This window comes from Amycolatopsis sp. NPDC005232 (assembly GCF_040607795.1).
GTDB lineage: Bacteria > Actinomycetota > Actinomycetes > Mycobacteriales > Pseudonocardiaceae > Amycolatopsis.
Genome location: NZ_JBEXHL010000003.1, coordinates 437,571 through 461,779 on the forward strand (window position 1 = coordinate 437,571; position 24,209 = coordinate 461,779).

Consider the following 24,209-nt stretch of genomic DNA (forward strand, 5'->3'; position numbering starts at 1 on the left):
GCGGCCAAGTACGCCGCGCTTGCAGGTCTTGCGACGAGGCACAGTTCGGCAGGAGGCAGTCGGATGAGGACTTTGCTCAGCGGAGGCGCGGTGGTCGCGCCGGGTCGTCCGGAACTTCTCGGCGGAGGAGACCTCCTGATCGACGGGACGACCATCGCCGAGCTCGGCCCGGTGGGGTCGGTGAGCCGGGAAGGCGTGGACCGCGTCGTGGACACGACGGGCTCGATCGTGCTGCCGGGGCTGGTCAACGCCCACCAGCATCGACTGGTACCTCTACGGCAAGGGGCTCGGCTGCAACGTGCTGCTGGAGCAGTGGATCACCGGCTGTCTCGTGCCGCTCAAGGACAACCTCGACGTGGACGACCTGCGCGTGGCCGGCGAGCTCGCCGCGCTCGACATGCTGCGCGGCGGGACCACCAGCTCCGTCAACCACCTGGTGAACGAGACGACGATCGCCGACGAGGAGGCGATCCTGGGCCCGGTGGCCGACGCCGGGGTCCGCCAGTTCTTCGCGAAGGTCATCCGCCCGCACGACGCGCGCAACGGCTACGCGGGGGCGCGCGAGTCGTTCGAGAAGTGGGACGGCGCCGCCGAAGGCCGGATCCGTGTCGGCTTCGTGCTCGAGGCGACGGCCCACTGGGTCGCGCTCGGCACGAGCTCCGAGGAGATGGTGCTCGGCGGCCACGAGCTCGCCGTGGAGAAGAACACGTTCGTCACCTCGCACATCGCCGGCGGCACCATGTCGCGCGACGAGGGTTACCTCAAGTGGGTGCTGGAAACCGGCCGTACCGACGTGCAGTTCCTGCACCGCCTCGGCGTCCTCGACGACCGCTGGATCCTCGCGCACACCATCCACCCGCGCGGCAACGACCTCGACCTCATCGCGGCCTCGCGCAGCACCGTCGCGCACACCCCGAGCTCCGAAGCCGCCCGCGGCGCCGGCATCACGCCGGTGAAACACATGCTGGACAACGACATCCGCGTCGCCCTCGGCACCGACGGCCCCATGGTCGACCTCACCAACGACATGGTCGAGCAGATCAAGTGGACGCGCCTGCTGCAGAACCAGCTCCACGAACACCCCGGCTCGATCGACCTCGGCAAGCTCGTGACGATGGCCACCGAGGACAGCGCGCACGCCGTCCGCGCCGGCAACTACCTCGGCGCTTTGCGGCCGGGCTACGCGGCGGACATCGCGGTCTTCGACCTCGACACCCTGCACGCGGGCCCGGTGCACCGCCCGCTGACGACCTTCGTCCACGCGGCGCGCGGGACGGACGCGAAGCACGTCTTCGTGAACGGCGAGCAATTGCTGGACAACGGCCGGTTCACCCGGGTGGACGAGCTGCACGTCACGGATCTGATGCGCCGGGCCGGCGACCGGGCCCGCGCGCTGGGGCGGCGGGCGGGGTTGCTGCCGGAAGACTGAGTCACTCAACAGCGAAAAGCCCGATGCCGCAACGGAAAACCGTTGCGGGACCGGGCTTTTCCTTGCACTTCAGTCGGAATGCAGCCAGTCCACGCACCGGTTTCGTCACGGCACGACTGTGCGCCCGGCGGCGATGCGTTCCGCCTGCGGTCCCGCGGTGTGGCCGGCCGGCGCCGACCGTGCCAGAGCGGTGATCGTCGCGCTACCGGGCTTTCGTTGTGCCGCAGCCGAAGCGGGCGTCAGCTCTTCGCCGCGGCCGTCGAGTCACGGCGGACCAATTCGACCGGCAGCACCACGCGTTTGGCCGGTGCGGTCGGAGAAGCGATGTGTTCCAGCAGCAAGCGGGCGGCTTCGCGGCCGATGTCGTAGTGCGGGATGCGCACGGTGGTCAGCGACGGGCGCTGGCGGTCGACGAACGGCATGTCGTTGAAGCCCGTCACCGACACGTCGCCGGGGACGGCGCGGCCGAGCTCGTCGAGGGCGGAGTAGCAGCCGAGGGCGATGAGGTCGTTGCCGGCCAGCACCGCCGTCAGCGAGGGGTGCGCGGCGAGCAGGCGCAGGGTCGCGGCGTGGCCCGCGGTTTCGGTGAACGCGTCGGCGAACTCGACCGCCTCGGTGGCCGCTTCGAGGCCCAGAGACGTGGTCGCGTCGAGGTAGCCGCGGTAACGCTCCCAGCCCGTGGACAGGTCGCGCGGGCCGGCGACATGGCCGATGCGCGTGTGGCCGAGGCCTGCGAGGTGGCGCACGAGCAGGTGGATGCCCGCGGCGTTGTCGGCGGTGACCGAAGGGATGCCGCCGTTGTCGGTGCGGCGGTTGACCAGCACCGTGGGCACCGAGGACTCCAGCTCGTCGGAGCGGCGGCTGGTGGCCAGGATGAACCCGTCGATCTGGCGGCCGCGCATTGCGGTGACCAATTCGCGTTCGCGGTCCGGGTCGCCGTCGGTGTTGCCGACGAGCGCCATGTACCCGGCGTCCCGCAGACCGTCCTCGATGCCGCGGACGATCGGCGGGAACACCGGGTTGCGCAGGTCCGGGATGATGACCCCGGCGACCGACGACGTGCGGGTGCGCAGGCTGCGCGCGGCGGAGTTGGGCGCGTAGCCCAGTGCGCGAGCGGCCTCGGCGACGCGGTTCGCCGTCCGCGCGTTGACCATCCCGCGCGTGGCGGGGTTGAGCGCCCGGCTCGCGGTCGCGGCGTGCACCCCCGCCCGCTCGGCGACGTCCTTGATCGTCGGCGGCCTGTTCATCGTGCCAGCATAGAGTGACCGGACGTCACCAAGAGACGGCGACGTACTTGGACTCGGTGTACTCCAGCAGCCCTTCGTGCCCGCCCTCGCGGCCGAGCCCGCTCTGCTTCACACCGCCGAACGGGGCGGCCGGCTCGGAGACCAGACCTCGGTTGAGCCCGACCATGCCCGACTCCAGGGCCTCCGAAAGCCGCAGGCCGCGCGCGAGGTCGCCGGTGTACACGTAGGACACCAGGCCGTGCTCGGTGTCGTTGGCCAGCCGGACGACCTCGTCCTCGCTGTCGAACGTGACGATCGGCGCCACCGGGCCGAAGATCTCCTCCGCGAGCACGGGCGCGCCCGCCGGGACGTCGGCCAGGACGGTCGCCGGGTAGTAGAACCCCGTACCCTCCGGCCGTTTCCCGCCGACCAGCACGCGCGCGCCGGAGTCGACCGTGCCGTCGACCAGCTCGGTCACCTTGTCCACGGCGGCCTCGTTCACGAGCGGGCCGAGCTCGATCCCGGCGTCGGTGCCGGGGCCGACGCGCAGCGCGCCCATCCGCTCGGCCAGCCGCCGGCCGAACTCGACGGCCACGCCGCGCTGCACGAAGAACCGGTTGGCGGCCGTGCAGGCCTGGCCGCCGTTGCGCATCTTGGCGACCATCGCGCCGTCCACCGCCGCGTCGAGGTCGGCGTCGTCGAAGACCAGGAACGGCGCGTTGCCGCCCAGCTCCATCGACGTGCTGACCACGGTGTCCGCCGCCACGTGCAGCAGCGCGCGGCCGACCTCCGTCGACCCGGTGAACGACAGCTTCCGCACGCGCGGGTCGTGGACCATCGCCCCGACGACCTTGCCGGACCGCGTGGACGGCACCACGTTCACCGTGCCCGCCGGCGCGCCGGCCTCTTCGAGGATCGCGGCGATCGCGAGCGCGGTGAGCGGGGTTTCCGACGCCGGCTTGAGGATCACGGCGCAGCCGGCGCCGAGCGCGGGCGCGATCTTGCGCGTGGCCATCGCGGCCGGGAAGTTCCACGGCGTCACCAGCACGCTCACGCCGATCGGCTGCCGCAGCACCAGGATGCGGTTGGCGCCGCCCGGCGCGGTCTGCACGGTGCCCGCCACGCGCACGGTTTCCTCGGCGTACCACCGGAAGAACTCGGCGGCGTAGTTCACCTCGCCGCGCGCGTCGGGCAGCGCCTTGCCGTTCTCGCGCACGATCAGCTCGGCGAGCTCCTCTGCGCGGTCGTGCATGAGCGTGAACGCGCGGTGCAGCACGTCGGCCCGGGCCCGGGGCGCGGTCGCGCCCCATGCGGGCAGCGCCGCGGCGGCGGCGTCGACGGCGGCCAGGCCGTCCTCGACGCCGCCGTTCGCGACCGTGGTGATGGGCTCGGCGGTGGCCGGGTCGATCACGGTGATGCGGAACCCGTCGGACGAGGGCCGCCACTCACCGCCGATGAACAACTCTTCGGGGACCTTCACGGTGACTCCTCAGTACGGGTTGGCGACGAACAGGTCCTGCGCCGGGAACTTCGTCAGCACCTCGACGCCGGTCTCGGTGACCACGACTTCCTCTTCGATGCGCGCGGCGGAGAACCCGTCGGTGGCCGGGCAGTAGGTCTCGAGCGCGAACACCATCCCGGGGCGGATCTCGACCGGGTTGCCGAGGCTGTTGAGCCGGGAGATGATCGGCCGTTCGTGCAGGCCCAGCCCGAGGCCGTGGCCGAACTGCAGGCCGAACGCCGCCATCTCGTTCGCGAAGCCGAACTCGGTCGCGGCGGGCCAGACCCGGGCGACGTCGTCGGTCCCGATCCCCGGCTTCACCGCTTCGATCGCCGCGTCCATCCACTCGCGCGCCTGCCGGTACGCGCCGCGCTGTACATCGGTGGCGCTGCCGACGCTGAACGTGCGGTAGTAACACGTCCGATAGCCGTTGTAGGACTGGATGATGTCGAAGAACGCCTGGTCCCCGGGCCGGATGAGCCGGTCGGAGAAGTTGTGCGGGTGCGGGTTGCACCGCTCCCCCGACACCGCGTTGATCGCCTCGACCTGGTCGGAACCCATTTCGTAGAGTCGTTTGTTGGCCAGCGCGACGATCTCGTTCTCGCGCACGCCGGGCTTGAGCGCCTCGACGATGTCCTGGTACACGCCGTCGACCATCGCCGCGGCCTGGGAGAGCAACGTGATCTCGTCGGACGACTTGATCTCCCGCGCGTCGAGCATCGCCTGCTGCGCGTCGACGACCGTGAGGCCTTGGCGCTGCATCTCGAACAGGAACGGCGGCTCCACGATGTCCACGCCGACCGGCGAATCCGCGACGCCGGCTTGCGTGAGCAGGTCCTTGATCTGCGTGACGGCGTCACGCATCAGGCCCGCCTCGGGCGAGATCGCGCCGCGCAGGCCGAGCATGCCGGCGCGGCAGTTCTCCGGCTCGAGCCACGGCGAGTACAGCTGGTGGTGCTTCGCAGCGGAACCGAAGTCCCACAGCATCGGCTCGCCGTCGCGGGTCAGCAGCGCGTAGCGGGTCATCTTGTCGCCGAGCGCGCCGCCGATCCACGTCTGCGTGGTGTAGCGGATGTTGTAGAAATCGAAGAGAAGGAACGCGCCGCACTCGCCCGCGTCGAGCGAGGCCCGTGCCCGGGCGAGGCGGTAGTCGCGCAGCCGCGCGAAATCCACGCGCTCCTCGAAGTCGACGGCGTTGTGTCCCGGCGCAGGGATCGGCCGACCGTCAGACATCGGTGGGCTCCAGACCGTCGGAGACCTCGGCGTTCTCGGACACGAGCGTGATGCCGGACCGGCGCGCCTGCTCCTCGATCAGCACGGCGAAGTCCTGCTCCACCAGCCCGGCGCCGATCGCGCCGGCCACGATCTGCGCGGTCGCCGAAGCCACCGGCATCGGCGCGTCCAGCTCGCGGGCCGCGGCCAGGCCGAGGTCGAAGTCCTTGCGCAGCAACGGCATCGTGAACGTCGGCGTGAAGTCCAGGTTCACCAGCGCCGGCGTCTTGTAGCGGGAGAAGACCGAGCCCATCACGGAGTCGTTGAGGAAGGTCATGAACGCCTCGCGCGTCACGCCGCCCTTCTCCGCCAGCACCGTGATCTCGGCCAGCGACTGGATCACCACGCCGAGGAAGACGTTGTGGCAGATCTTCACCAGCCGCGCCACCTCGTCCTCGCCCACGTAGGTCACGCCGCGGCCGAGGGTGTCGAGCATCGGCCGCACCTCGTCGAACACCGCGCGCGGACCCGAGACGGCGAGCGTCAGCTTGCCCGAGCTCACGACCTTCGGGTTGCCGCTCACGGGGGCCGCGAGCAGCTCGGTGCCGCGCTTGGCCGCCTCCACGCGCACGGTGGCCGAGGCCTCGGCGGAGACCGTGGAGGAGTCGATCACGACCTTCGGCGCCTTCGCCGGGTCCGTGAACAGGCCGCCCTCACCCGACGTCACATGCTGCAGGTCCGCCGAGGCCGAGACCATGGTGAACACCACGTCCCGTCCGGCGAGGTCCACCGGCTGCTCCGCGACGGTCGCGCCGGCGGCGACCAGCTCTTCGGCCTTGGCCCGCGTGCGGTTGTAGACGGCGACGTCGTAGCCGGCCGCGAGCAGCCGGCGCACGAGCGCCGCACCCATGCGGCCGGCACCGATCCAGCCGATCGTGGGTCGGTCGGTGAGGGTCACCATGGTCAGTACCTCCGAATGTTTGCAATCGTTTGCAACCATCATGCGATGCCAGCTAGGATCCGTCAAGTAGCGAAAAGAAAGCCGAGCTGCGAACGTCCGCAGCCGGCAGCGCCCGAAACGGCTGTGAGACTCTGAAAGGCGGCACCGGCGTGCGTTCGATCAAGCTGGGCACGTTCAGCCCGTCGGTCCTCTTGTCGGTCGCCGCCGCCACCGGCGCGCTCGCCGAGGCCGGGCTCGAGGTCACGGAGGTGCCGGCGAAGACGTCGGCCCACCAGTTCGAGGACCTCTTCGAAGGCCGCCTCGACGCCGCGTTCACCAACCCGGACAACGCGCTGGCCTACCGGTGTGTCCCCGGCAACCCGCTGGGCCGGACCGGCGACGTGCGCGTCCTCGGCGCGGTCGACCGCGGCCTCGGGCTGGGCCTGTTCGCCGCACCCGGCGTCGCCGGACCCGAGCGCGGCGGCCGGCTCGGCGTCGACGTGCCCGGCTCGGGCTTCGCGTTCATCGCGTTCGAGCTCCTCGCGCGCGCCGGCCTGGTCCACGACACCGACTACGAGGTCGTCAGCCTCGGCTCCACCCCGAAACGCGCGCGGGCCCTGGTCGAGGGCGCTGTGGACACCACCGTGCTCAACGCCGGCAACGACCTCGTCGCCGAAGCCCAGGGTGCCCGGCGCGTCGCGTCGGTCACCGAGATCGGCCCGTACGCCGGGACCGTCCTGTGCGCCACCGCCGACGGGATCGCCGCGCACCGCGACGCACTCACCGCCCTGCTCACGGTCACCTCGGCCGTCGCACGGGAGCTCGCCGCGGGCCGGCACCGGGAAGTCGCACTGGCCGCGGTCACCGACCGCCTCGGCCTCACCGGCGCCAGCGCCGAGCGCCACCTGGCGATCCTGACCGATCCCGCGGTGGGCCTGGTCCCCGACGCCCGCCTGACCCGCGCGGAGCTCGACACCGTCATCCACCTGCGCAACCGGCACTCCTGTGCCGGGACGCCGGTCACCGCGGAGGAGGCGCTGCGGAGCGGCCTCGTCGACTCCTCGCTGCTTCCCCTAAACGGGGAGTGACTGCGATCGTTTGTCATGGCGTTGCGCCGCTGAACACCCAGCGATAGAGACGTTCTAGCTGCATCTCTTACGCAGCCGGCCATCGATCAACATTGACCTCAAGCCCTCCGCCGCCTACATTGCTGCAATCGATCGCAGCTGTGACGCTCGTCTCCGGTGCCCGGGAAGGCTCCCCATGAACAGCTCTCAGAGAACCACCGCGCCCCAGGTCCCGACGGCACGCCGGGTTCCGCTCGCCGTGTCGATCACCGGCTGGACGCTGCTCGTCCTCTCCTACCTGATCAACGCCATGGACCGGCAGGTGTTCTACCCACTGCTCCCGGAGATCAGCGCCGAGCACGGCTTCAGCCTGTCGCAGGGCGGGCTCCTCGCGACCGGCGTCACCCTCGGCATCGCCCTGGCGGGCCTGCCGGCCGGGTACCTCGTCGAGAAGCTGCCCCGCAAGACGGTGCTCGTGATCAGCGTCTTCTTCTACTCCGCCGGCACCCTCGCCACGCCACTCGCGTCCGGTTTCGCAGACATGGCCGCCTACCGGCTGATCTCCGGGGCCGGCGAAGGCATGCAGGCGACGGCGCTGTATGCGGTGGTCGGCTCGTTCTTCGTGCTGCGCCGGTCGTTCGCCTTCGGCGTGCTGGGCGCGGTGTTCGGCACCGGCGTGTTCCTCGGACCGCTGGTCGGCACCGCGATCGCGCAGAACCTCGGCGGCTGGCACACGCCGTTCCTGTTCTACGGCATCGCGGGCCTGGTCCTGACCGTCCTCATCGGACTGCTGGTCCGGCGCGGCGTGACCGACCTCGACGCCGGTGTCGTGCGCGGAGCCGAGATACCGACCGACCACGTGCCGAGCTCGCCGTTCAACCGCAACACCGCGATGCTGTGCCTGGCCTGCATCGCCGGCGGTCTCGTGTTCTACGGCTACCTCGGCCTGTACCCGACATACCTGCGCCAGCAGCTGCACTACACCGCGTCCGAGGCCGCGCTCGCGACGAGCGTGATCGGCGCCGGAGCCGCGACGTCGATCCTCACCGGCTGGCTCGCCGACCGCTTCAACCCGCGCACGATCCTGCTCGTCACCTACGCGGGCGTGGCCGTGAGCGCGTGGCTGGTCTTCAACGGCTCCGCGAGCCACGCCTGGCAGTACACGACGTCGTTCATCCTGGCCGTGTTCGTCGCGGGTTCGCTGTTCACCACGCTCAACGCCACCATGCAACGCGCGGTGCGCCCGAACTACGTCGGCCGCGCCGCCGGGATGTTCGTCTCGTTCTACTACGTGGCGGCCGCGTTCTCCGGGCTCCTCTTCGCCTCGCTCGTCGGCTCGCTCGGCTGGCACGGCGCAGCTTTGTGGCAGCTGACCATCCTGCCGCTGGCGACGCTGATCCCGTTGTGGTTCATCGACTCCCGCAAGCTCATCGACCCGCGCCGCGACCGCTGAAAGCGCGGACGCCGGTCACGCGACCCCAAGCCGCGTGACCGGTGTCCTAAAAGGACTCATCGGCGAACGAGCTTGCGCCGGAGCTGCTTCTCGAGGTGCACCTCGATGAACACCCGCAGGTACGGGTCGTTCTCGTAGCCGGTGAAGGCCGCCGCCAGCTCCGGCTGCTCCTGCTCGGTCAGGAAGACGATGCGCCACATGTTGAGCGGGTCCTCCTCCGAGCCGCCGACTGAGTGCTCGACGTGGAAGATCGGCTGCCCGGTGCCGGCGGTGAACACCCTGCCGTCGGGCGCCTCGAAGCGCTCCGCGCCGACGAAGAACGCCCGCCGGCTCTCGTGGTCGAGGCGGACGTGCTCGATGATCAGGTCGTAGTTGTCGGGGTCGGCCCATCGCCGCTGCTCCGACACGCGGGTGAAGTCCTCGAACTGCCCGTTGTGGACACTCGGGAACTTCTCGGCGCTGCCGGGCTTCACGACCGTCGGGATGTACACGCCCGGCGCCGCGGCCTTGCGCTTTTCCATGTCCCACAGGTCGGTGCCGGTGTACTGGAACGGCGGCGTCACCTCGTAGCGCTCGCACAGCACCTCGTTCACCCGCACCGGTGTCAGCTTCGCCGTGGTGCTGCCCGGCGCGTCCCACGCCTGGGTGATGATCGCTTCGTGGTCCATCGGTTGTCCTTTCAGGGAAAGAGAATCCTCAAGCGGGTTGTGCGCCCAGCAGCAACCGGACCTCGGGTGCCACTTCCTGCGCGAAGGCGGCGACCTGGTCGATCGCCTGCTCCTCCGGCCAGAACACGAACGTCGTGAACGGCTGTTCTTCGCCGAGGCGGGCCAGCAGCTGCGCCCATTTCCGCGCCGTGCCCCGCACGGGGTCGGCACCCTCGTCGATGCGCGGCCGGCCGGGGTTCGCGGTGATCGTGCCGACCACCTGGGCGATCCGGCGGACCGCCGAGGGATCCCGGCCCGTGGTCTCGGCCGCGTCGTCGATGACGCGGTTGGCCTCGGCCCACTTCTCGTACGGCAGGTAGGAGGCGATCGGCGCCGCCCACCCGTCGGCGATCCGGCCCGTCAGCGCGAGCGCCTTCGGGCCCTGCGAACCGGTCCAGATCTCGATCGGGTGCGCCGGAGCCGGTCCAGGGTGGGCGCCGGCGACCGAGTAGTACTCGCCGTCGAACCGGATCGGCTTGCCGCCGTCGGCCCACAGCGCGCGCAGCACCGTGATCGCTTCCTCCAGCGCGACGTTGGCCTCGCCGGGAGTCCGCCGCGCCACCCCGAGCCGGGTGATCGCGTCCCAGTAGCCACCGGCCCCGAGCGCCAGCTCGAACCGGCCGCCGGACACCAGGTCCAGCGCCGCCGCCGTCTTCGCCAGCAACACCGGCGGACGCAGCGGCAGGTTCGCCACGTCCGGGAAGACGCTGATCTTGTCCGTGTGCGCCAGCAAGTCGCCGGCGAGGACGAACGTGTCGAGGTAGCTCGGCACGTACGGGTGGTCCTGGATCCCGATCAGGTCCAGCCCGCCCGCCTCCGCCGCCCGGGCGAACTGGCGGTTGCCCACCACGTCGTCGATCGGCGTCAGTGAGACGCCGAACTGCAGGTCCTTGCTCATGCCACGTGCTCCCGGACGAACGCGCCGATGCGGTCGACGGACGCCGCCGCTTCGGGGAGGAACGAAACGAAGTGCTGCCAGATGTGCGGGGCGCCCTCGGTCTCGACCAGCTCCGAGGCCACACCCGCCGCCAGCCCGCGCTGGTGGAAGCCGCGCGAGTCGTCGATCATGACCTCTTCGGTGCCGACCTCGAGGTGGATCGGCGGCAGTCCCGTGAGGTCGCCGAACAGCGGCGACGCGAACGGGTCGCGCGGGTCGTGGTCGCCGAGGTAACCGGCCGCGAAGCCACGCAGCACTTCCCGGCTGACGAACGGGTCGCGGTCGGCGCGTTCGGCGAACGAGGGCGCGGAGACCGTCAGATCCGTCCACGGCGACACGGGCACCGCCGCCGCGGGCAGCGCCGCGGCGAGATCCTTGAGCTTCAGCAGCAACGCCAGCGCCAGCCCGCCGCCGGCGGAGTCGCCGCCGACGGCGATGCGGGTCGCCGGCACCGTGTCGAGCAACGCCCGGTAGGCCGCTACCGCCGCGTCGAGCGCCGCGGGAAAGCGGTGCTCGGGCGCCAGCGGGTAGTCCGGCAGATAGACGGTGCCCTGCGTGGCGGTGGCCAGCCGGGCACCCACTTCCCGGTGGTTGTACGCCGAACCCTCGGTGTAGCCACCGCCGTGGAAGTACAGCAGCGCCCGGCCGCCGACGGAGGCCGGCGTGGTCACCGCGAGCCCCGGGAAGCCCGGGGCCGCGGTGACGAGCGTGTCGCCGGGGACGGGAAACTGCTCGCTCCAGCGCCGGTAGGCGTCGCGGTGCCGCACGTGTTCCGGCCGGTCGTCGACGGGCAGGTGCTCGCCCATCGTCGCCAGCAGGTGGTGCGCCTCGGCGAGCTCGGCGCTCAGCGAGATCATCCGTTCTCCTGCGGCAGCAGCACAGGCTTCGTCGCGGTGCCGTCCTTCATGGCCTCCGCCGCGCGTTCGACCTCGCCCAGCGGAAAGGTGGTCACGAGCCGCTCGACGGGCAGCCGGCCGGTGGCGGTGAGCGTGGCCAGCACCGGCAGGAAGGTCGGCGGGTTGCTCTGCCCTTCGACCACCCCGATCACGCGCTTGCTGTTGTTGACCACGTCGGCCACGTCGATCGGCGCGGTGACGCCGAACGGCGGCACGCCGACCACCGCGGCCGTGCCGCCGCCACGCAGGCTCGTGATGGCCTGCACCAGCACCGCCGGCACGCCGCTGCTCTCGACGACGTGGCCGGCACCACCGCCGGTGAGGTCCCGGATCGCCTCGATCGGGTCGGCGGTGCGGGAGTTGACCACGGCGGTCGCGCCGAGCTCACGGGCCAGCTCGAGCCGCGAGTCCAGCACGTCGACCACGATCAGCTGCTCGATCGGCAGCAGCGCGGCGGCCATCACCGCCGAGAGCCCGACCACGCCGGCCCCGAACACGGCCACCGCGGAAGCGGCGCCCGGCTGCAGCACGTTGAGCACCGCGCCCGCGCCGGTCTGGATGCCGCAGCCCAGCGGTGCGAGCACCGACGAAGGCACGTCGGCCGCCACCTCAGGCACGAGAACAGTGTTGCGCACCCGGGCGAGGGCGTAGGTGGCGAACGAGGACTGGCCGAAGAAGTTGCCGTGCACGATCTCGTCGCCGTCGTGCAGGCTCGGGCTGCCGTCGGGCCGGGCGCCGTTGGTGAAGTTGCGCGGCAGGAATTCCACGCACTGCGAGGGCAGCCCGGAGACGCAGCCCACACAGTGGCCGCAGGAGTCGAACGTCAGCATGACCCGGTCCCCCGGCCTCACCGAGGTCACGCCCGAGCCGACCTGCTCGACGATCCCGGCACCCTCGTGCCCGGCCACCCCCGGCAGCGGAAAGGGGAACTCCCCCGCCCGCACGGCGATGTCGGCGTGGCACATGCCCACCGCCTCGATCCGCACCAGCACCTCGTCCGGCGCCGGGTCGGCCAGCTCCAGCGAACGCCGCGTGAACCGCTCCCCCGCCGAGGCGACGGTCATCGCGGAGGTGGTCGTGGGCATCAGGACTCCTCGCCGGCCGGGGCGGTCGCCTGGATCTGCAACGTCAACTCGGTCGCGTCGCCCATGAGCAGCGGGCCGCCAGGCCGGGCCACGTTGCCGGCGACACCGAACGCGGAGCGCGAAACCCGTGTGGTGGCACGGAAGCCGACGCGGAAGTTGCCGTAGTGGTCCACGCCGTCGCCGGTGAAGTACAGGTCGAGCGCGACCGGCAGCGTCGTGCCGCGGATCGTGAGGTCGCCGCGCAGCGTGAACCGGTCACCGTCGGTCTCCAGGCTCGTGGAGGCGAAGGTCGCCTCCGGGTGGCCGGCGACGTCGAAGTAGTCCGCGGCGCGCAAGTGCTCGTCACGCGCCTCGGTGCCGGTGTGCAGCGACGCGGTGTCGATGGCCGCCGTCACCGACGACTTGGCCAGGTCCTCGGCGACCTCGACGGTGCCGGAGAAGGCGCCGAACGTGCCGCGCACGCGGGCGGCGACGAAGCGGGTGGAGAACTCGACAGAGGAGTGCACCGGGTCGATCTCGTAGCGGCCGGCCTTGATCTCAATGCTCATCGTGGTGGTTCCTTTTCTCGGTGTGGGAACGGGGAAGTCAGTGGAAGACGCCGTCGTGGACCTCGGCGACGTAGCCGCCGGGGAACTGCAACAGGACGCTCATGCGGTCGTTGTTCCGGTACGGTCCGGAAAGGACGGTCGCCCCGCCGGCCGCGGCCTTCGCGACCGTGGCGTCGACGTCGGAAACCGTGTAGCCCGTGGTGTCGCGGCCGTAGGGGTAGTTCCAGTCGCCGTTGCCGGCCAGCACCACGGTGTTGCCGAACGGGGTCTTGATCCGGACGCGGTGGTAGGTGGTGCCCGGGGCGCCGATCTCGCCGCCGTCGGCGGTGCGGACGTCGGAGATCACCGTGCCACCGGTGAAGCGCAGGTAGGAGGCGAGGAACCCGTTGACCGTGTCCTCGGACAGGTACACGCGGAACTCCGGCTGCGTGGTCAGCGGGGTGAAGCCCGACATGTCGAACTGCTTCCAGATCTGGGAGCTGAAGCCGCCCGGGAACCGGACCACGGCCTCGCGCCCGACCGGACCCGTCCACGCGGAGACGGGCACCGTCGCGCCTGCGCGGTGGGCCACCTTCGCCACTTCGTCGGGGTCCTTCACGCCGAAGCCGGTCTGCTCCGAGCCGAACGGGAACGGCACCGGCGTCTGGTAGTCGTACGCCGCCAGCAACCCGACCGGCGAATGGATGATCGAGGCCAGCGCCTTGCTCGGCGTCGGGGTGATCCCGAAGACGTTCTGACCGTTGTCGGTGCCGCCGAAGGTCGCTTCCCAGCTCTTGATGAAAGCGGGCAGCTTGCCGTGCTGCACGTACACGTGCGACGCGTCGTACTCCACGCCGAACGCCTGGGCCGGCGCGCCGAACCGATCCTGCGCACCTTCGGCGCTGCCGCTCGAGATCGCCACCACGACCCCGGTGACGGCCGCGGCGACCACGCCGAGGATCCCGGCGCGCTTCACGATCCTGCTCGTCATGACGTTTTCTCTTCCCCCGTAGGTGGTCAGTTCTTGGCGTAACCGGCGGCGATCTGCCCGACCAGCACGGCGAACGGCATCTCCAGCGCCGCGTACACGTAGCCGGCCTGCGGGTCGCTGTTGTCGGCGAGGACCTCGACCATGGCGGTGGCGTAGTCGATGGGAATCACGCCCGCCTGCTGCATCCGCAGCAGGCCCGCTTCGCGCTTCGTCCGCGAGAACGTGCCCGACGCGTCGATGGCCGCGTACGCGTCGAAGCCCTCCGCGGTGACACTGATGGCCGGGAACGCGAGGCACACCTCGGTGGACACGCCGGCGAAGATCACCTTCTTGCGGCCGGTCGCGCGGATCGCGCCCTGCACGTGCTCGTCGTCCCACGCGTTCACGGTCGACCGGTCGAGCACCGCCACGTCGTCGGGCAGGCCCGCGGCCAGCTCGGGGATCAGCGGACCCCACATGCCGTCGGCCTCGGTGGTCGTGACGACGAGCGGGAGGCCGAGCACCTGCGCCGCCTTCGCCAGGCCCACGACGTTGTGCTTCAGCTCCTCCACCGCGATGTCGCGCACGCCGCTGTACAACCCGACCTGGTGGTCGACCAGCACGACCACCGCGTTGTCCCGGGTCAGCCGCTCGGTGAACTTGCTCTCAACCATGGGAACTCCTCCTGAGGTTACTCGGTAAATATACATGATGGTCAATTTTTTTGACTAGTTGACCGCGATGACCTTTCGGCGGCCCGGGATGTCGAGCTTCCGGGCGACGGGCCTCAGCGAGAGACCGGCGATCACGGCGATGAAGACGGTGAACGCGCCCGCGAGGACGCCCGTGCAGCTCCGCCAGCCCGCCGGCGCCAGGAGCAGAAGCCACTTCTCGGTCAGCGACACGCTCGCGGCCAGGGGAACGTGAAGGACCAGAAACCCAGCGAGAAGGGCAGCTTCCGGTAGCGCGGCAGCAACATCACCTGCACCAGCAGCACGAGCACGCCGACGCCGGCGATCGCCTGGCCGATCGCGTCCACCTCGAACCCGTGCATCGTGAACCACGCCAGCCCCGCGACGGGCGGTGGTGCGAGCAGGATCGCGGTGGTCGGCCGCAGCGTCTCGGGAAGCGGGCTGTGGAAGCTCAGGCGCTGCACGATGATCGGCGTCATCACCACCGAGAAGAACGCGCCGACGGCGAACAGGCCCCACGCCAGCCCGTGGTAGCCCAGCACGTGGGCGACGTCGGCGCCGATCAGGCCCGGCGCGACCGTCGGTAGCAGGTAACCAGCGTGGACGGCTTCCAAGCCGAGGCGTCCTTCGAACCACGACGCGAGGATCCAGGCGGCGAAGACCGCCGACGTGACCAGCGCGAACAGGAACAGGACCCGCCCGGCCACGGGAGACCACGTGAACAGGTCGGAGGCCAGCAGCATCGCGACGACCGGGGCCAGCGAGGCGATCGGCCCCTGCGCGGGGTGACGCAGGTGGTCGATCAACTGCTGCTCGCTCTTCGCACCACGCACGACGTGGGCGATCATCAGCCAGACCCACGCGATCGCCGCGACGGCCCAGAACGCCTGCGGTACCGCGCCGGGCAACCCGAGTGCCGGCGCCGCCCTCGTCCACACCCCGGCTAGCCCGACCAGACCGAAGCTGATCGCGAACGTCGTGAACGGGTAACGGGCCGGCGCGGTTCTGACCGGCTGGCTGCCGGCGGGGTCGGCCGACGGCATGGCAGGGACGGCGGTGCTCGTCAACGGGTACTCCAGGGAAGGGTGGGATTGCGGGCCGCCCCCTCGACGGCCCGCAATGTGCCGGAGCCGGTGTCGTGGCCCGGCGGATCCGGCGTTCGTGCTGAGAGTCATCGTGCTCGGATCGGCTTCGCTCAGTGCCCGTCAGATGACGGGTCCGGAGACGGTCACCCGTCGCCGTTGATCGACTGGGCCCGATGTGATGACCCCCGGTCGGGCGACAGACGCGTCCGGCGCACTGCTGCCATGACCGCTGCGCCGACGGAGTGCCTCGACCGGCTGACCGAGGTGACGATCGGCCCGATCCGCCTCGTCGCGCCGGTCGGCGCAGGCGTGCGCCGGCGCGACGTGCTCGCACCGCCGCGGAGGGCGGCCGCACCCCGGTGGGCCGGCGCGAGGCCCGGCCTGGTGCTCGGCCGGCGCCACGGGTACGCGGCGGACCGGGCGCGCCTGGTCGAGGTCGTGCGCCTCGACGGGGTACGGCGGACGGTGAACGTCGAGCGCGAGCCGGAGCTGTTCCGGGCCCTGTGCCGCGGCGAGGCGAGCGCCGTCGTCACGGCAATGGTGGTCGCGCACGGTTCCCCGGCCGGCCTCGAACTGCACGCGCTCGGCGGCGCCTACGACCGTGTGCCGCGCGTGCCGGACGCCGTCCCAGGGCGCGGCGCGGCGTTCCGGCTGAACCACCTACCGGTGACCGAGCCGGCCGGTGCCTCCGCCGAGGAATCCGGTCGCCCTGCCGAGCATCGAGCCGGCCCGGAGCCCCAGCAGCCGCTGCGGTGCCGGCTTCGGTGGCACCAAGCGGAAAACGGGTCCTTCGGCGGGCGCGCCGGGATAGGCTGTGAGGTCCCCGCGAGCCGGCGCCGCGCAGTCGGCGACCCGCCCCTCGGCGGTCCCGACCAGCAGCCGTCCGGTGCCGGCGAGCGCCAGTGCCAAGCCCGTCGACGGGAGCCCGGCCACGACCAGGGGATGCGTCCAGAGGGCATCGCCGGTCGTGGCGTCGAGCGCCACGAGCAGGCCGGAGCTCAGGCTCAGGTAGACGATCGCGGCATCGGCTTCGAGCGCCAGGACCTGGGCCCCGACCACGAACTGCCACCCGACCTCGCCGTCCGGCAGCCGGCGCCGCGTCACGAGGGTGGCGCTGTGCCGCGCATCGGCCACGGGACCGTCGACGTCGAGCTCCGGCCCGGTGCGCGACCACGAGGTCGCGTAGATCAACGCACGACCGTCGAGCTCGACCGCGGCCCCGATTTCCGTCAAGTCCGCGGCTTCTTCCGACGGAGCCACGGGAAACAGTGGCCGTACGGCCGGCTCGTCACGGTCCGGGTCCGCCACCGCGACCCAGCGCACCGTGTCGTCGCCGGGCACTCCGGTGACGTACGACGACAAGGCGCGCCGGACCGGCAACGCGGTCCAGCCTTCCGGCCGCTCTCGTCCGTCCGGGGTGAAGGAACCAAGCAGGGAACGGGACTCCGGGCGATCGGGCCGCCGCGAGCCGTCCACAGAGGACCACACGGTCACCGCCCCGCCTTCCGACGAGGCCACGACCGCGCCGTCGGCAAGGGCCTCGACACTCCACACCGCACCGTGTTCACGCCACCCGGCGCTCAGGGCCTCGAGGTGCTCTCGCGCACGGGTTTCGTCGCGGGGATCGTCACTTTCGCGGCAAGGCCCGTCGAGCTCCCGCCACGAGATCTCGCCGTCGCGAACCGCGAGCCAGTCGTCGCGTTCGAGCATCGCGTCGTAGCCGACGGTGTGGGACTCGCGGCCGAGCTCCTCCTCGTCGGCGGGAGCGACGGCGAGATCCAGCACCCGGCCTTCGCGCCACCGGCGCCAGCGCACGGAACGGATCTCCCGGGTGTCGGCGAGTGCGGACACCACGCGGCCGGAGCCGAAGTGCCACAGCAGCAGCTGTCCCTTGTAGAAGAAGCCACCGTCGTACCGCCCGGTCCCGATGGCCAGCACCGGCAGCCGCGGGTGGAAGTCCACGGCGTGCACCGGAAAACGGCTGCGCAAGAGCAGGCGGCAGGTCAGATCCCGCGGGTCGTAGAGGCCGACCACGTGCGGGGACAGCCGGGTGCGCCGCTCCCAGTCCCGCCACCCCTGCCGGCCGGCCACGGCGACGAGGCCGTGCTGCTCGCTGTCCGCGACCGTGACCGGGCGGCCGATCTCGGTGAACGGGCCGGCGCCGAACACCCGCCGGACGGTCACCACCGCGCGGTCCCGTGGAGGATCAGACGGACGGCGGAAGGGCGTCGAGCCACGCGCGCGTGAGCTCGGACCGGTCCGAGGTCCGCAGCAGCGCCGACGGGCCGCGCGCGGCCTCGTGGAAGATCGTGCGGGTCCCACCGCTCGGGGCGTCGAGCAGGAGCCACGACTGGTAGAAGCTCAGTCCGTCGCTCACCGCGGCCCAGCCGAACCGGCTCGGCACGACCAGCTCGCCCACGATCCCGTCGAGGGTGTGCGGCGCCGCCACGACGACGAACCGGCCGCCGACGATCAGCTCCTCGGACACCTCGACCCGGTCCACCCCACGTTGCCACGCCGGCCACTCTGCCACCGCGACGAGCCGGGTGAACACCGCGTCGGCCGGTGCCGCCACGTGACGTTCGTGGGTGACGAAGCTGTCGCAACGGTCCGGCCCCCAGCCGGGCGGCCAATGGACGTCCGGGTGCAGTCCTGCGCTCATAACCCCGAGAGTGGACTTCGCGGGCGGACACAGCACCCGTCACATGACTGGCTTGTCCGACCGGTCCCGGTCGTCGTACGCGGTGAGGGCGTCGCGCAGCGCGGCGCGGGACGTGATGCCCAGCTTGGGGAAGATCTTGTACAGGTGATCGCCCACGGTCCGATGGGAGATGAACAGCTTCTGCCCGATCTGCTTGTTGGTCAGGCCGGCGCCGGCCAGCTCCGCGATCTCGCGCTCCTGCGGCGTCAGCGGCGACTTGGCGTCCGGCGCCGACTGCCGCGTGAGCCCGGTCGCGCGCAGCTCGTTGGCGGCGCGGTCCCGCCACGGTACGGCGCCGAGCGCGGCCAGCGTGTCGTGCGCGATGGTCAGCTGTTCCCGCGCCGCGCTCGTGCTTCGCAGGCGGCGCAGCCGTTCCCCGTACGCGAGGCGTACGCGGGCCAGGTCGAACGGCCACCGGTCCAGCGCCGGACCGGACAACGCCGCCTCGAACCGTTCCCGGGCGGTGTCGTCGTCCGCCGTCAGCGCGGTCGCCGCCGCCGTGACCAGACGCAGGCGGGGCGACAGCTTGCCCAGCCGGGCCTCGCGCAGTGCGGCCGCGTGCGCGCTCGCCTCGGCGCGGCGCCCGGTGAACACTGCCGCCTCGACGAGGTCCGGTGCCGCCCAGAGCGCGGTCGGCCGGTACCGCGCGAGCTCTCCCGGCGGGCTGACCTGCGTCGCGTGGTGGTACGCGTCGTCGTACTCGCCGGCACCGATGTCGGACAGCGCGCGGGCCTGCCACGCGAAGTACGTGATGCCGGCGGCCTGGTGCGCGACGGCCCACCGCGTCATGTCGCCGGTCAGCTGCCGCGCGGCCTCGACCTCGCCGCGGCCGGCGGCGACGAGAGCCTGCACCCAGTGGAAGTACCAGTGGAAGAAACGCAAGCCGTGCTCGGTGCAGACCGCGAGGCCCTCGTCGGCGAACTGCCACGCCTCGTCCCAGCGGCCCGACTGGAAGCCGTCGATCCCCAGGTGCATGAGCGCGCCGAGGTGGCGGCGGGCCGGCCCCTTGCCCGCGTGGCGCGACTGCGCGAGGTGCCGTTCCGCCTCCCGCAGCCGGGGCAGCCGGTCGGCGAAAACGGCGGCGGTGCCGATCCGGATGAGCCGGGTCGGGTCCTCGTCACCGCCCACGGTGTCGATCACGGCGTCGAGCTCGGCGACGTCCTCGTCGGTCGCGCGGGCCGGGTCGGAGAACACGGTCGCGTTCACGCGCAGCAGCGGCGGTGGCTCCGGCTTCAGCCGCCCGACCAGGCGGTGGAAGGTCTCCCACGCCTGCTGCGTGCCGACGTACCAGCTGATCAGGAGCAGGTTGAGCAACGCCTCGGCCAGCACGGCGTCGTCGGCGTCGAACCCGTGGTCACCGGCCTCGACGGCGCCGGCGAGCAGCCGGTGAGCGGTGGTGACGTCGCCGTCGGAGTTGATCAGCAGGTGCGCCGCCGCGGCCGCGCCGGGCAGCGAATGCGTCGGCAGGGAACCGGACCGGCGGGCGTCGCCCAGCAGCCGGCTGGCCGTGGCCAGCTCACCGCCGGCGTCGGCTCCGACATACGCGGCCTCGGCGAGCCGACGGCCGCGGTCGGCCGGGTCGGGGCTGAGCTCCGCCGCGCGGGTCAGCGCGGTGACCGCGCCCAGTGCGTCGCCCTGGCGCAGCAGGGCCTGAGCGGTTTCGTCCAGCTGCGCGGCGATGTCGGCGTCGACGCCGACCGACGACTCGGCCAGGTGCCGCACGCGGCGTTCGGGCGTCGCGACGACCCCGGCCAGCGCGCGGTGGGCCCAGCGCCGTTCGCGTTCCGCCGACGCCTCGACCACCGCGGCGCCGATCAGCGGGTGCCGGAAGCCCAGCCGCGTGCCGCTCACCTGCACGAGCCGGGCGTCTTCGGCCGGGGCCAGGTCGTCGAGGTCGCACGTCTCGCCGCCCGCCGTGCGCAGCCGGGCGACCTCGACGCTGCCGCCGAGCGCCCCGAGCAGCATCATCAGCCGGCAGCGCTCGGGCAGGCCGCGCACCCGCGAGGTGAACAGCACCTGCAGCCGGTCCGACAGCGGCAGGACCTCGGGCAACGTCGTGAAGTCCGTCCGCTGGTCGCCGTCGAGCGCGGACGGCAGCTCCAGCAGCGCGAGCGGGTTGCCCGCGGCTTCGGTGAGCAGCCGGTGCCGAACGGCGGGCGTCAGCTCGGGAAAGTGCCGGTCCACGAGCGTGCGGGCCGCCTGCGCGGGCAGCGGCGGCAACACGGCCTCGGCCAGCCCGCTGTCCTGGAAGAACCCGCGGTCGGCCGAGCGGCAGGCGGCGAGGAAGACGATCGGGCTGCCGACCAGGCGGCGGGCGACGAAACCGAGCACCTCGGCGCTGGCCCGGTCCACCCAGTGGAGGTCGTCGATCACGATCAGCAGCGGGGTCTCGGCCGCGACGGCCCGCAGCCACAGCAGCGCCGCGTTCGACACCACGAGCCGGTCGGGCGCCGGCCCGACCTCGAAGCCGAGCGCGCACCGCAGCGCCGTGCGGTGGGTGTCGGTGAGGGCAGCCATCTCCTCGCCGAGCGGGAAGAGCAGCTGGTTGAGCGCGGAGTAGCCGACCTCCGCCTCGAACTGCACGCCCGCCGCCCGCAGCACCCGCGTGCCGCGCCCGGCCTCGCCGGCGGCGAATTCGTCGAGCACGGCGCTCTTGCCGACCCCGGCCTCCCCCACCACGAGCAGGGCGCCACCGAGCACGCCGGCGCCTTCGAAGAAGGAGCGGATCGAGGCGATCTCGTCGTCACGGCCGATCAGCGGCACGGGTCGGCCCTCCCGAACTCCCGGAGTCCCCGGAGTCGCCGGGTGCCGAAGCCACCGGTGCCGTCGGCGCTCTCGGAGCTGCCTGCGCCGCCGGGAGCCGCGCCTCGCCTGCCGTAGCGGACGAGCCGGCGGGCCGCTCGGCCGCCCGAGCCGCCGTGCGCGTGTCCGATGCCGTGGGTCCGCACTCGTTCCTTCTTCAGGGCCGCCGTAATGGCCGTCCGGGCCGATGAAATATTCACGACAAGCCGGATCGGCGGTGAAGCAGCAGGGACAACGGTGGATCAGGACAGTTCGTAACCGTCGTCACGATCTGCGTTCGGAACCGCGCTTCGACAGAAGTCATCTTAATGAACTACCTTATCTACGGCGACACCAGGTTCGCCGAATATCCAGTCACACCAAGGAAATTCGACCTCGGTCAAACCACCAACGCGGTCGCCTCCCGGCAGGCTCGGCTACCAGTCCATCCCACTCCGAAGGCAGCCGATCGTCGGCAGCGATTCCCCGAGGAATAAGCTGCCGGTAACGACGGTTACGGAGAGGCCCGCCGCGACACCCTCGGCGGAAAGACGTGTTCGACATGAACGCCTTTCGGTTGATACTCATTCTCCGCTGACACATGATGGACTGGATCGCGAGAGGGGACTACGGATGATCGGCTCATTTTCTGTCGGGATCGGTTCATGGACGGGGTGAGCAGACTCATCCGGCTGGCACACCTCGAGGGCCGCCTCGACGTGCGGTGCCTGATGGCCGGACAGTTCACTTTGGACCACGAGGCCGCCCCGCCGGGCGAGGTGCAGTTCCACCTTGTCCTGCAAGGACGCTGCACAGTCACCACCCGCACGTCCACAGTCGACCTGGGTCCGGGTGACTACCTCCTGCTCCCCCATGGGGACGCCCACACGGTGACCGCGGCCTCGGGCCGCCGGCGCCGGTTCGAGGAGGAGCCGGGAGCGACGTTCACCACCCGCAAGTCCCTCGGCGCCGAACACGAGCTCGACCTGTTCTGCGGCCACTACCGCTTCGACTCGGCCGCGGGCGCGCTGCTGTTCCGCCTGCTGCCGTCCCTGGTACACGTCACGATGGACCGCCCGGCGCTCGCGCTGGCCGACGTCCTGCGCGGCGAAGCGGACTCCGACGGGCCCGGCACGGGCGCCATCGTGTGCTCGCTGTGCGACGCGCTGCTCGCCATGTCGCTGCGCAGCCGCCCCGACCAGCGGCTCGACACGCCCGCACTGTGGACCGCCATGGGCGACGACGTGCTGGGCCGGGTGATCGCCCTGGTCGTGGAACGCCCGGGCGAGTCGTGGACCATCGACCGCATGGCGACGGAGGCGCGGATGTCGCGCGCCACGTTCCTGCGCCGCTTCACCGCCCGCACCGGCATCACGGTCGCGACGCTGCTGACCTCGATCCGGATGATGGTGGCCGCCGACCTGCTGACGCGCTCGGATCTCTCGGTGGCGCGGGTGGCGAGCGAGGTCGGGTACCGCTCGGAATCGGCGTTCGCACAGGCCTTCCGTGCCACTGTGGGCACTCCGCCTGCCCGTTTCCGCAAGCACGCGGTGACGAGCCAGTGCACGCGGCTGTAGCCTGTCGTCGCATCTATTGACGGTAAAGATTCATGACCAGTCGGAAAATCCCGGTGCGGACGCACCGCCCTGGCGCGGCAACGGTGCGCGTCCCGGGATCGCGGAGCCGGCCCACCGGAGAAGAACCAGAACCAGGAGCAGACGATGTCCGTCGTCGAGATGACCACCTTCACGGTGGCCGAGGAGAACACCCGGGCGATGCTGGCCGCGCGCCCGGCGATGGTGGAGGCGTTCCGGGCCGACCGGCGCGGGTTCCTCTCCGCGCGGCTGGTGCGGGTGGCCGAGAACACGTGGCTGGACTTCGTCGAGTGGTCCGACGACGCCGCGTGGGACGAGTCGAAGGCCAAGGGCGCGAACCTGCCCGCGATCGGCGCGTTCTTCGCGACGATCGACACGCTGGTGAGCGCCGAACGCGGCGTGCGCTACGACGACGCTCAGGAGACCCCGGCCGTCGAGCGCCGCGTGCGCACCGTGGCCTACGGGCCCGAGCCCTCACAGGTCGGTGAGCTCTACCTGCCCGAGGGCGAGGGACCGTTCCCGGTCGTGGTCGTCGTCCACGGCGGGTACTGGACCGCCATGTGGGACCGCCGCCAGATCACCGAGGTCGTCGACGACTTCCTCGGCCGCGGGTACGCGGTGTGGAACATCGAGTACCGCCGCATCGGCGAGCCGGGCGGCGGCTGGCCCGGCACGTTCCTCGACGTCGCCGCGGCCGTGGACGCGGTCGACGGGATGGACCCCGCGCTCGACACGAGCCGGGTCGTTTTCGTGGGGCACTCGGCCGGCGGGCACCTCACCACCTGGGCCGCCCACCGCGGCGCCCTGCCCGCCGAAGCCCCGGGTGCGAACCCGAAGGTCACGCCGCTGGGCATCGTCTCCCTCGCCGGCGCGCTCGACCTCAAGACGGGCGACGCCACCGGGTTCGGCACGGTCCTCGCCGACCCCGACGCCGAGCCGCCGAAGGACGCGCCCGAAGCCGCCCGCCCCGAGGCGTGGCCGATCGTCGCCGCGGAGGTCGGGGACGGCGTCGTCACGCTCCTGGTCGGCGCGCGCTACGCCGAGAACCCCGAGCGCTACGGCTGGACCTCCCCGCTCGAGCTGGCCAACCCCGGCGTGCCCGTGCTGGCCGTGCACGGCACCGCGGACGAGGCCGTGCCCGCGGGCTGGAGCCGCCGCTACGCGGAGAAGACCAACGCGGAAGGCGGCAGCGCCCGCTACGTCGAGGTCGAGGGTGCGACCCACTTCGAGGTGGTGCAGCCGGCCCACCCCCTGTGGCCGACCGTCACCGCGTGGATCGACGAGACGTTCACCAAGAACCAGTGACGGGCCGGGCCGACGGTGAAGGTGTTCTCCAGTCGCACGAACGCCCCCTAGGCCGGGAACCGCATGTCGACACGGGAACCCGCCGAAGGCGCCCACCGGC

The 24,209-nt window shown here is 71.6% G+C and carries 21 protein-coding genes; 5 read left to right on the forward strand and 16 right to left on the reverse strand.

What is annotated here, in order from left to right:
- Nucleotides 1-298: 298 nt before the first annotated feature.
- The gene (locus tag ABZU76_RS09310; RefSeq protein ID WP_354866743.1) at nucleotides 299-1,429 is read left to right on the forward strand and encodes an amidohydrolase family protein; all 1,131 of its coding nucleotides are present in this window, start codon (nucleotides 299-301) and stop codon (nucleotides 1,427-1,429) included.
- A gap of 239 nt (nucleotides 1,430-1,668) precedes the next feature.
- Here the strand turns inward: ABZU76_RS09310 and ABZU76_RS09315 are convergent, their stop codons facing one another.
- Genes ABZU76_RS09315 through ABZU76_RS09330 form a run of 4 tightly spaced genes read right to left on the reverse strand, consistent with a single transcriptional unit; the run spans nucleotide 1,669 to nucleotide 6,329 of the window.
- Nucleotides 1,669-2,676: a LacI family DNA-binding transcriptional regulator gene (locus ABZU76_RS09315; protein WP_354866745.1), complete on the reverse strand. Its 1,008-nt coding sequence runs from the start codon at nucleotides 2,674-2,676 to the stop codon at nucleotides 1,669-1,671.
- A gap of 25 nt (nucleotides 2,677-2,701) precedes the next feature.
- Nucleotides 2,702-4,135, reverse strand: coding sequence for an NAD-dependent succinate-semialdehyde dehydrogenase (locus tag ABZU76_RS09320; RefSeq protein WP_354866747.1), 1,434 nt, complete (start codon nucleotides 4,133-4,135; stop codon nucleotides 2,702-2,704).
- Nucleotides 4,136-4,144: 9 nt separating this feature from the next.
- The gene (locus ABZU76_RS09325) at nucleotides 4,145-5,389 is read right to left on the reverse strand and encodes a M24 family metallopeptidase (protein WP_354866749.1); all 1,245 of its coding nucleotides are present in this window, start codon (nucleotides 5,387-5,389) and stop codon (nucleotides 4,145-4,147) included.
- Entirely contained in the window at nucleotides 5,382-6,329 is a 948-nt protein-coding gene (locus ABZU76_RS09330) for an NAD(P)-dependent oxidoreductase (RefSeq protein WP_354866751.1), read from the reverse strand. The genes ABZU76_RS09325 and ABZU76_RS09330 overlap by 8 nt, the downstream gene beginning before the upstream one ends.
- A gap of 149 nt (nucleotides 6,330-6,478) precedes the next feature.
- Here ABZU76_RS09330 and ABZU76_RS09335 point away from each other — a divergent pair, with 149 nt between their 5' ends.
- Both ABZU76_RS09335 and ABZU76_RS09340 read left to right on the forward strand, forming a co-directional pair.
- Nucleotides 6,479-7,396, forward strand: coding sequence for an ABC transporter substrate-binding protein (locus ABZU76_RS09335; protein WP_354866753.1), 918 nt, complete (start codon nucleotides 6,479-6,481; stop codon nucleotides 7,394-7,396).
- Between the two features lie 175 nt (nucleotides 7,397-7,571).
- Nucleotides 7,572-8,828 (forward strand): MFS transporter, encoded by a 1,257-nt coding sequence (locus ABZU76_RS09340; RefSeq protein WP_354866755.1) that lies wholly within the window; start codon nucleotides 7,572-7,574, stop codon nucleotides 8,826-8,828.
- Nucleotides 8,829-8,884: 56 nt separating this feature from the next.
- On the opposite strand, the gene ABZU76_RS09345 is transcribed toward ABZU76_RS09340, so the two are convergent.
- From ABZU76_RS09345 to ABZU76_RS09400, 12 genes are all read right to left on the reverse strand, one after another.
- A complete protein-coding gene (locus tag ABZU76_RS09345) occupies nucleotides 8,885-9,496 on the reverse strand; it encodes a hypothetical protein (RefSeq protein WP_354866757.1) in 612 nt (203 codons plus the stop codon).
- Between the two features lie 28 nt (nucleotides 9,497-9,524).
- A complete protein-coding gene (locus ABZU76_RS09350) occupies nucleotides 9,525-10,433 on the reverse strand; it encodes an LLM class flavin-dependent oxidoreductase (protein WP_354866759.1) in 909 nt (302 codons plus the stop codon).
- On the reverse strand, nucleotides 10,430-11,329 hold the full coding sequence (locus tag ABZU76_RS09355; RefSeq protein ID WP_354866761.1) for an alpha/beta hydrolase fold domain-containing protein: 900 nt from the start codon (nucleotides 11,327-11,329) through the stop codon (nucleotides 10,430-10,432). Before ABZU76_RS09355 ends, ABZU76_RS09350 begins: the two co-directional genes overlap by 4 nt.
- Nucleotides 11,326-12,453: an NAD(P)-dependent alcohol dehydrogenase gene (locus tag ABZU76_RS09360; protein ID WP_354866763.1), complete on the reverse strand. Its 1,128-nt coding sequence runs from the start codon at nucleotides 12,451-12,453 to the stop codon at nucleotides 11,326-11,328. Before ABZU76_RS09360 ends, ABZU76_RS09355 begins: the two co-directional genes overlap by 4 nt.
- A complete protein-coding gene (locus ABZU76_RS09365) occupies nucleotides 12,453-13,001 on the reverse strand; it encodes a YceI family protein (RefSeq protein ID WP_354866765.1) in 549 nt (182 codons plus the stop codon). Before ABZU76_RS09365 ends, ABZU76_RS09360 begins: the two co-directional genes overlap by 1 nt.
- A gap of 37 nt (nucleotides 13,002-13,038) precedes the next feature.
- Complete coding sequence (locus ABZU76_RS09370) at nucleotides 13,039-13,971, reverse strand: hypothetical protein (RefSeq protein WP_354866767.1); 933 nt, start codon at nucleotides 13,969-13,971, stop codon at nucleotides 13,039-13,041.
- A 26-nt stretch (nucleotides 13,972-13,997) separates the two neighbouring features.
- Complete coding sequence (locus ABZU76_RS09375) at nucleotides 13,998-14,624, reverse strand: isochorismatase family protein (RefSeq protein ID WP_354866769.1); 627 nt, start codon at nucleotides 14,622-14,624, stop codon at nucleotides 13,998-14,000.
- Between the two features lie 54 nt (nucleotides 14,625-14,678).
- Entirely contained in the window at nucleotides 14,679-14,855 is a 177-nt protein-coding gene (locus tag ABZU76_RS09380) for a hypothetical protein (RefSeq protein WP_354866771.1), read from the reverse strand.
- Nucleotides 14,846-15,709: a hypothetical protein gene (locus tag ABZU76_RS09385; protein ID WP_354866773.1), complete on the reverse strand. Its 864-nt coding sequence runs from the start codon at nucleotides 15,707-15,709 to the stop codon at nucleotides 14,846-14,848. Before ABZU76_RS09385 ends, ABZU76_RS09380 begins: the two co-directional genes overlap by 10 nt.
- Before the next feature lie 678 nt (nucleotides 15,710-16,387).
- On the reverse strand, nucleotides 16,388-17,911 hold the full coding sequence (locus tag ABZU76_RS09390) for a hypothetical protein (protein ID WP_354866775.1): 1,524 nt from the start codon (nucleotides 17,909-17,911) through the stop codon (nucleotides 16,388-16,390).
- A 22-nt stretch (nucleotides 17,912-17,933) separates the two neighbouring features.
- Entirely contained in the window at nucleotides 17,934-18,389 is a 456-nt protein-coding gene (locus ABZU76_RS09395) for an SRPBCC family protein (protein WP_354866777.1), read from the reverse strand.
- Nucleotides 18,390-18,428: 39 nt separating this feature from the next.
- Nucleotides 18,429-21,191 (reverse strand): AAA family ATPase, encoded by a 2,763-nt coding sequence (locus ABZU76_RS09400; protein ID WP_354866779.1) that lies wholly within the window; start codon nucleotides 21,189-21,191, stop codon nucleotides 18,429-18,431.
- 692 nt (nucleotides 21,192-21,883) lie between these two features.
- Here ABZU76_RS09400 and ABZU76_RS09405 point away from each other — a divergent pair.
- Together ABZU76_RS09405 and ABZU76_RS09410 are read left to right on the forward strand one after the other, a co-directional pair.
- Nucleotides 21,884-22,786: an AraC family transcriptional regulator gene (locus ABZU76_RS09405; RefSeq protein WP_354866781.1), complete on the forward strand. Its 903-nt coding sequence runs from the start codon at nucleotides 21,884-21,886 to the stop codon at nucleotides 22,784-22,786.
- Between the two features lie 144 nt (nucleotides 22,787-22,930).
- Nucleotides 22,931-24,109 (forward strand): alpha/beta hydrolase fold domain-containing protein, encoded by a 1,179-nt coding sequence (locus ABZU76_RS09410; RefSeq protein WP_354866783.1) that lies wholly within the window; start codon nucleotides 22,931-22,933, stop codon nucleotides 24,107-24,109.
- Nucleotides 24,110-24,209 lie beyond the last annotated feature (100 nt).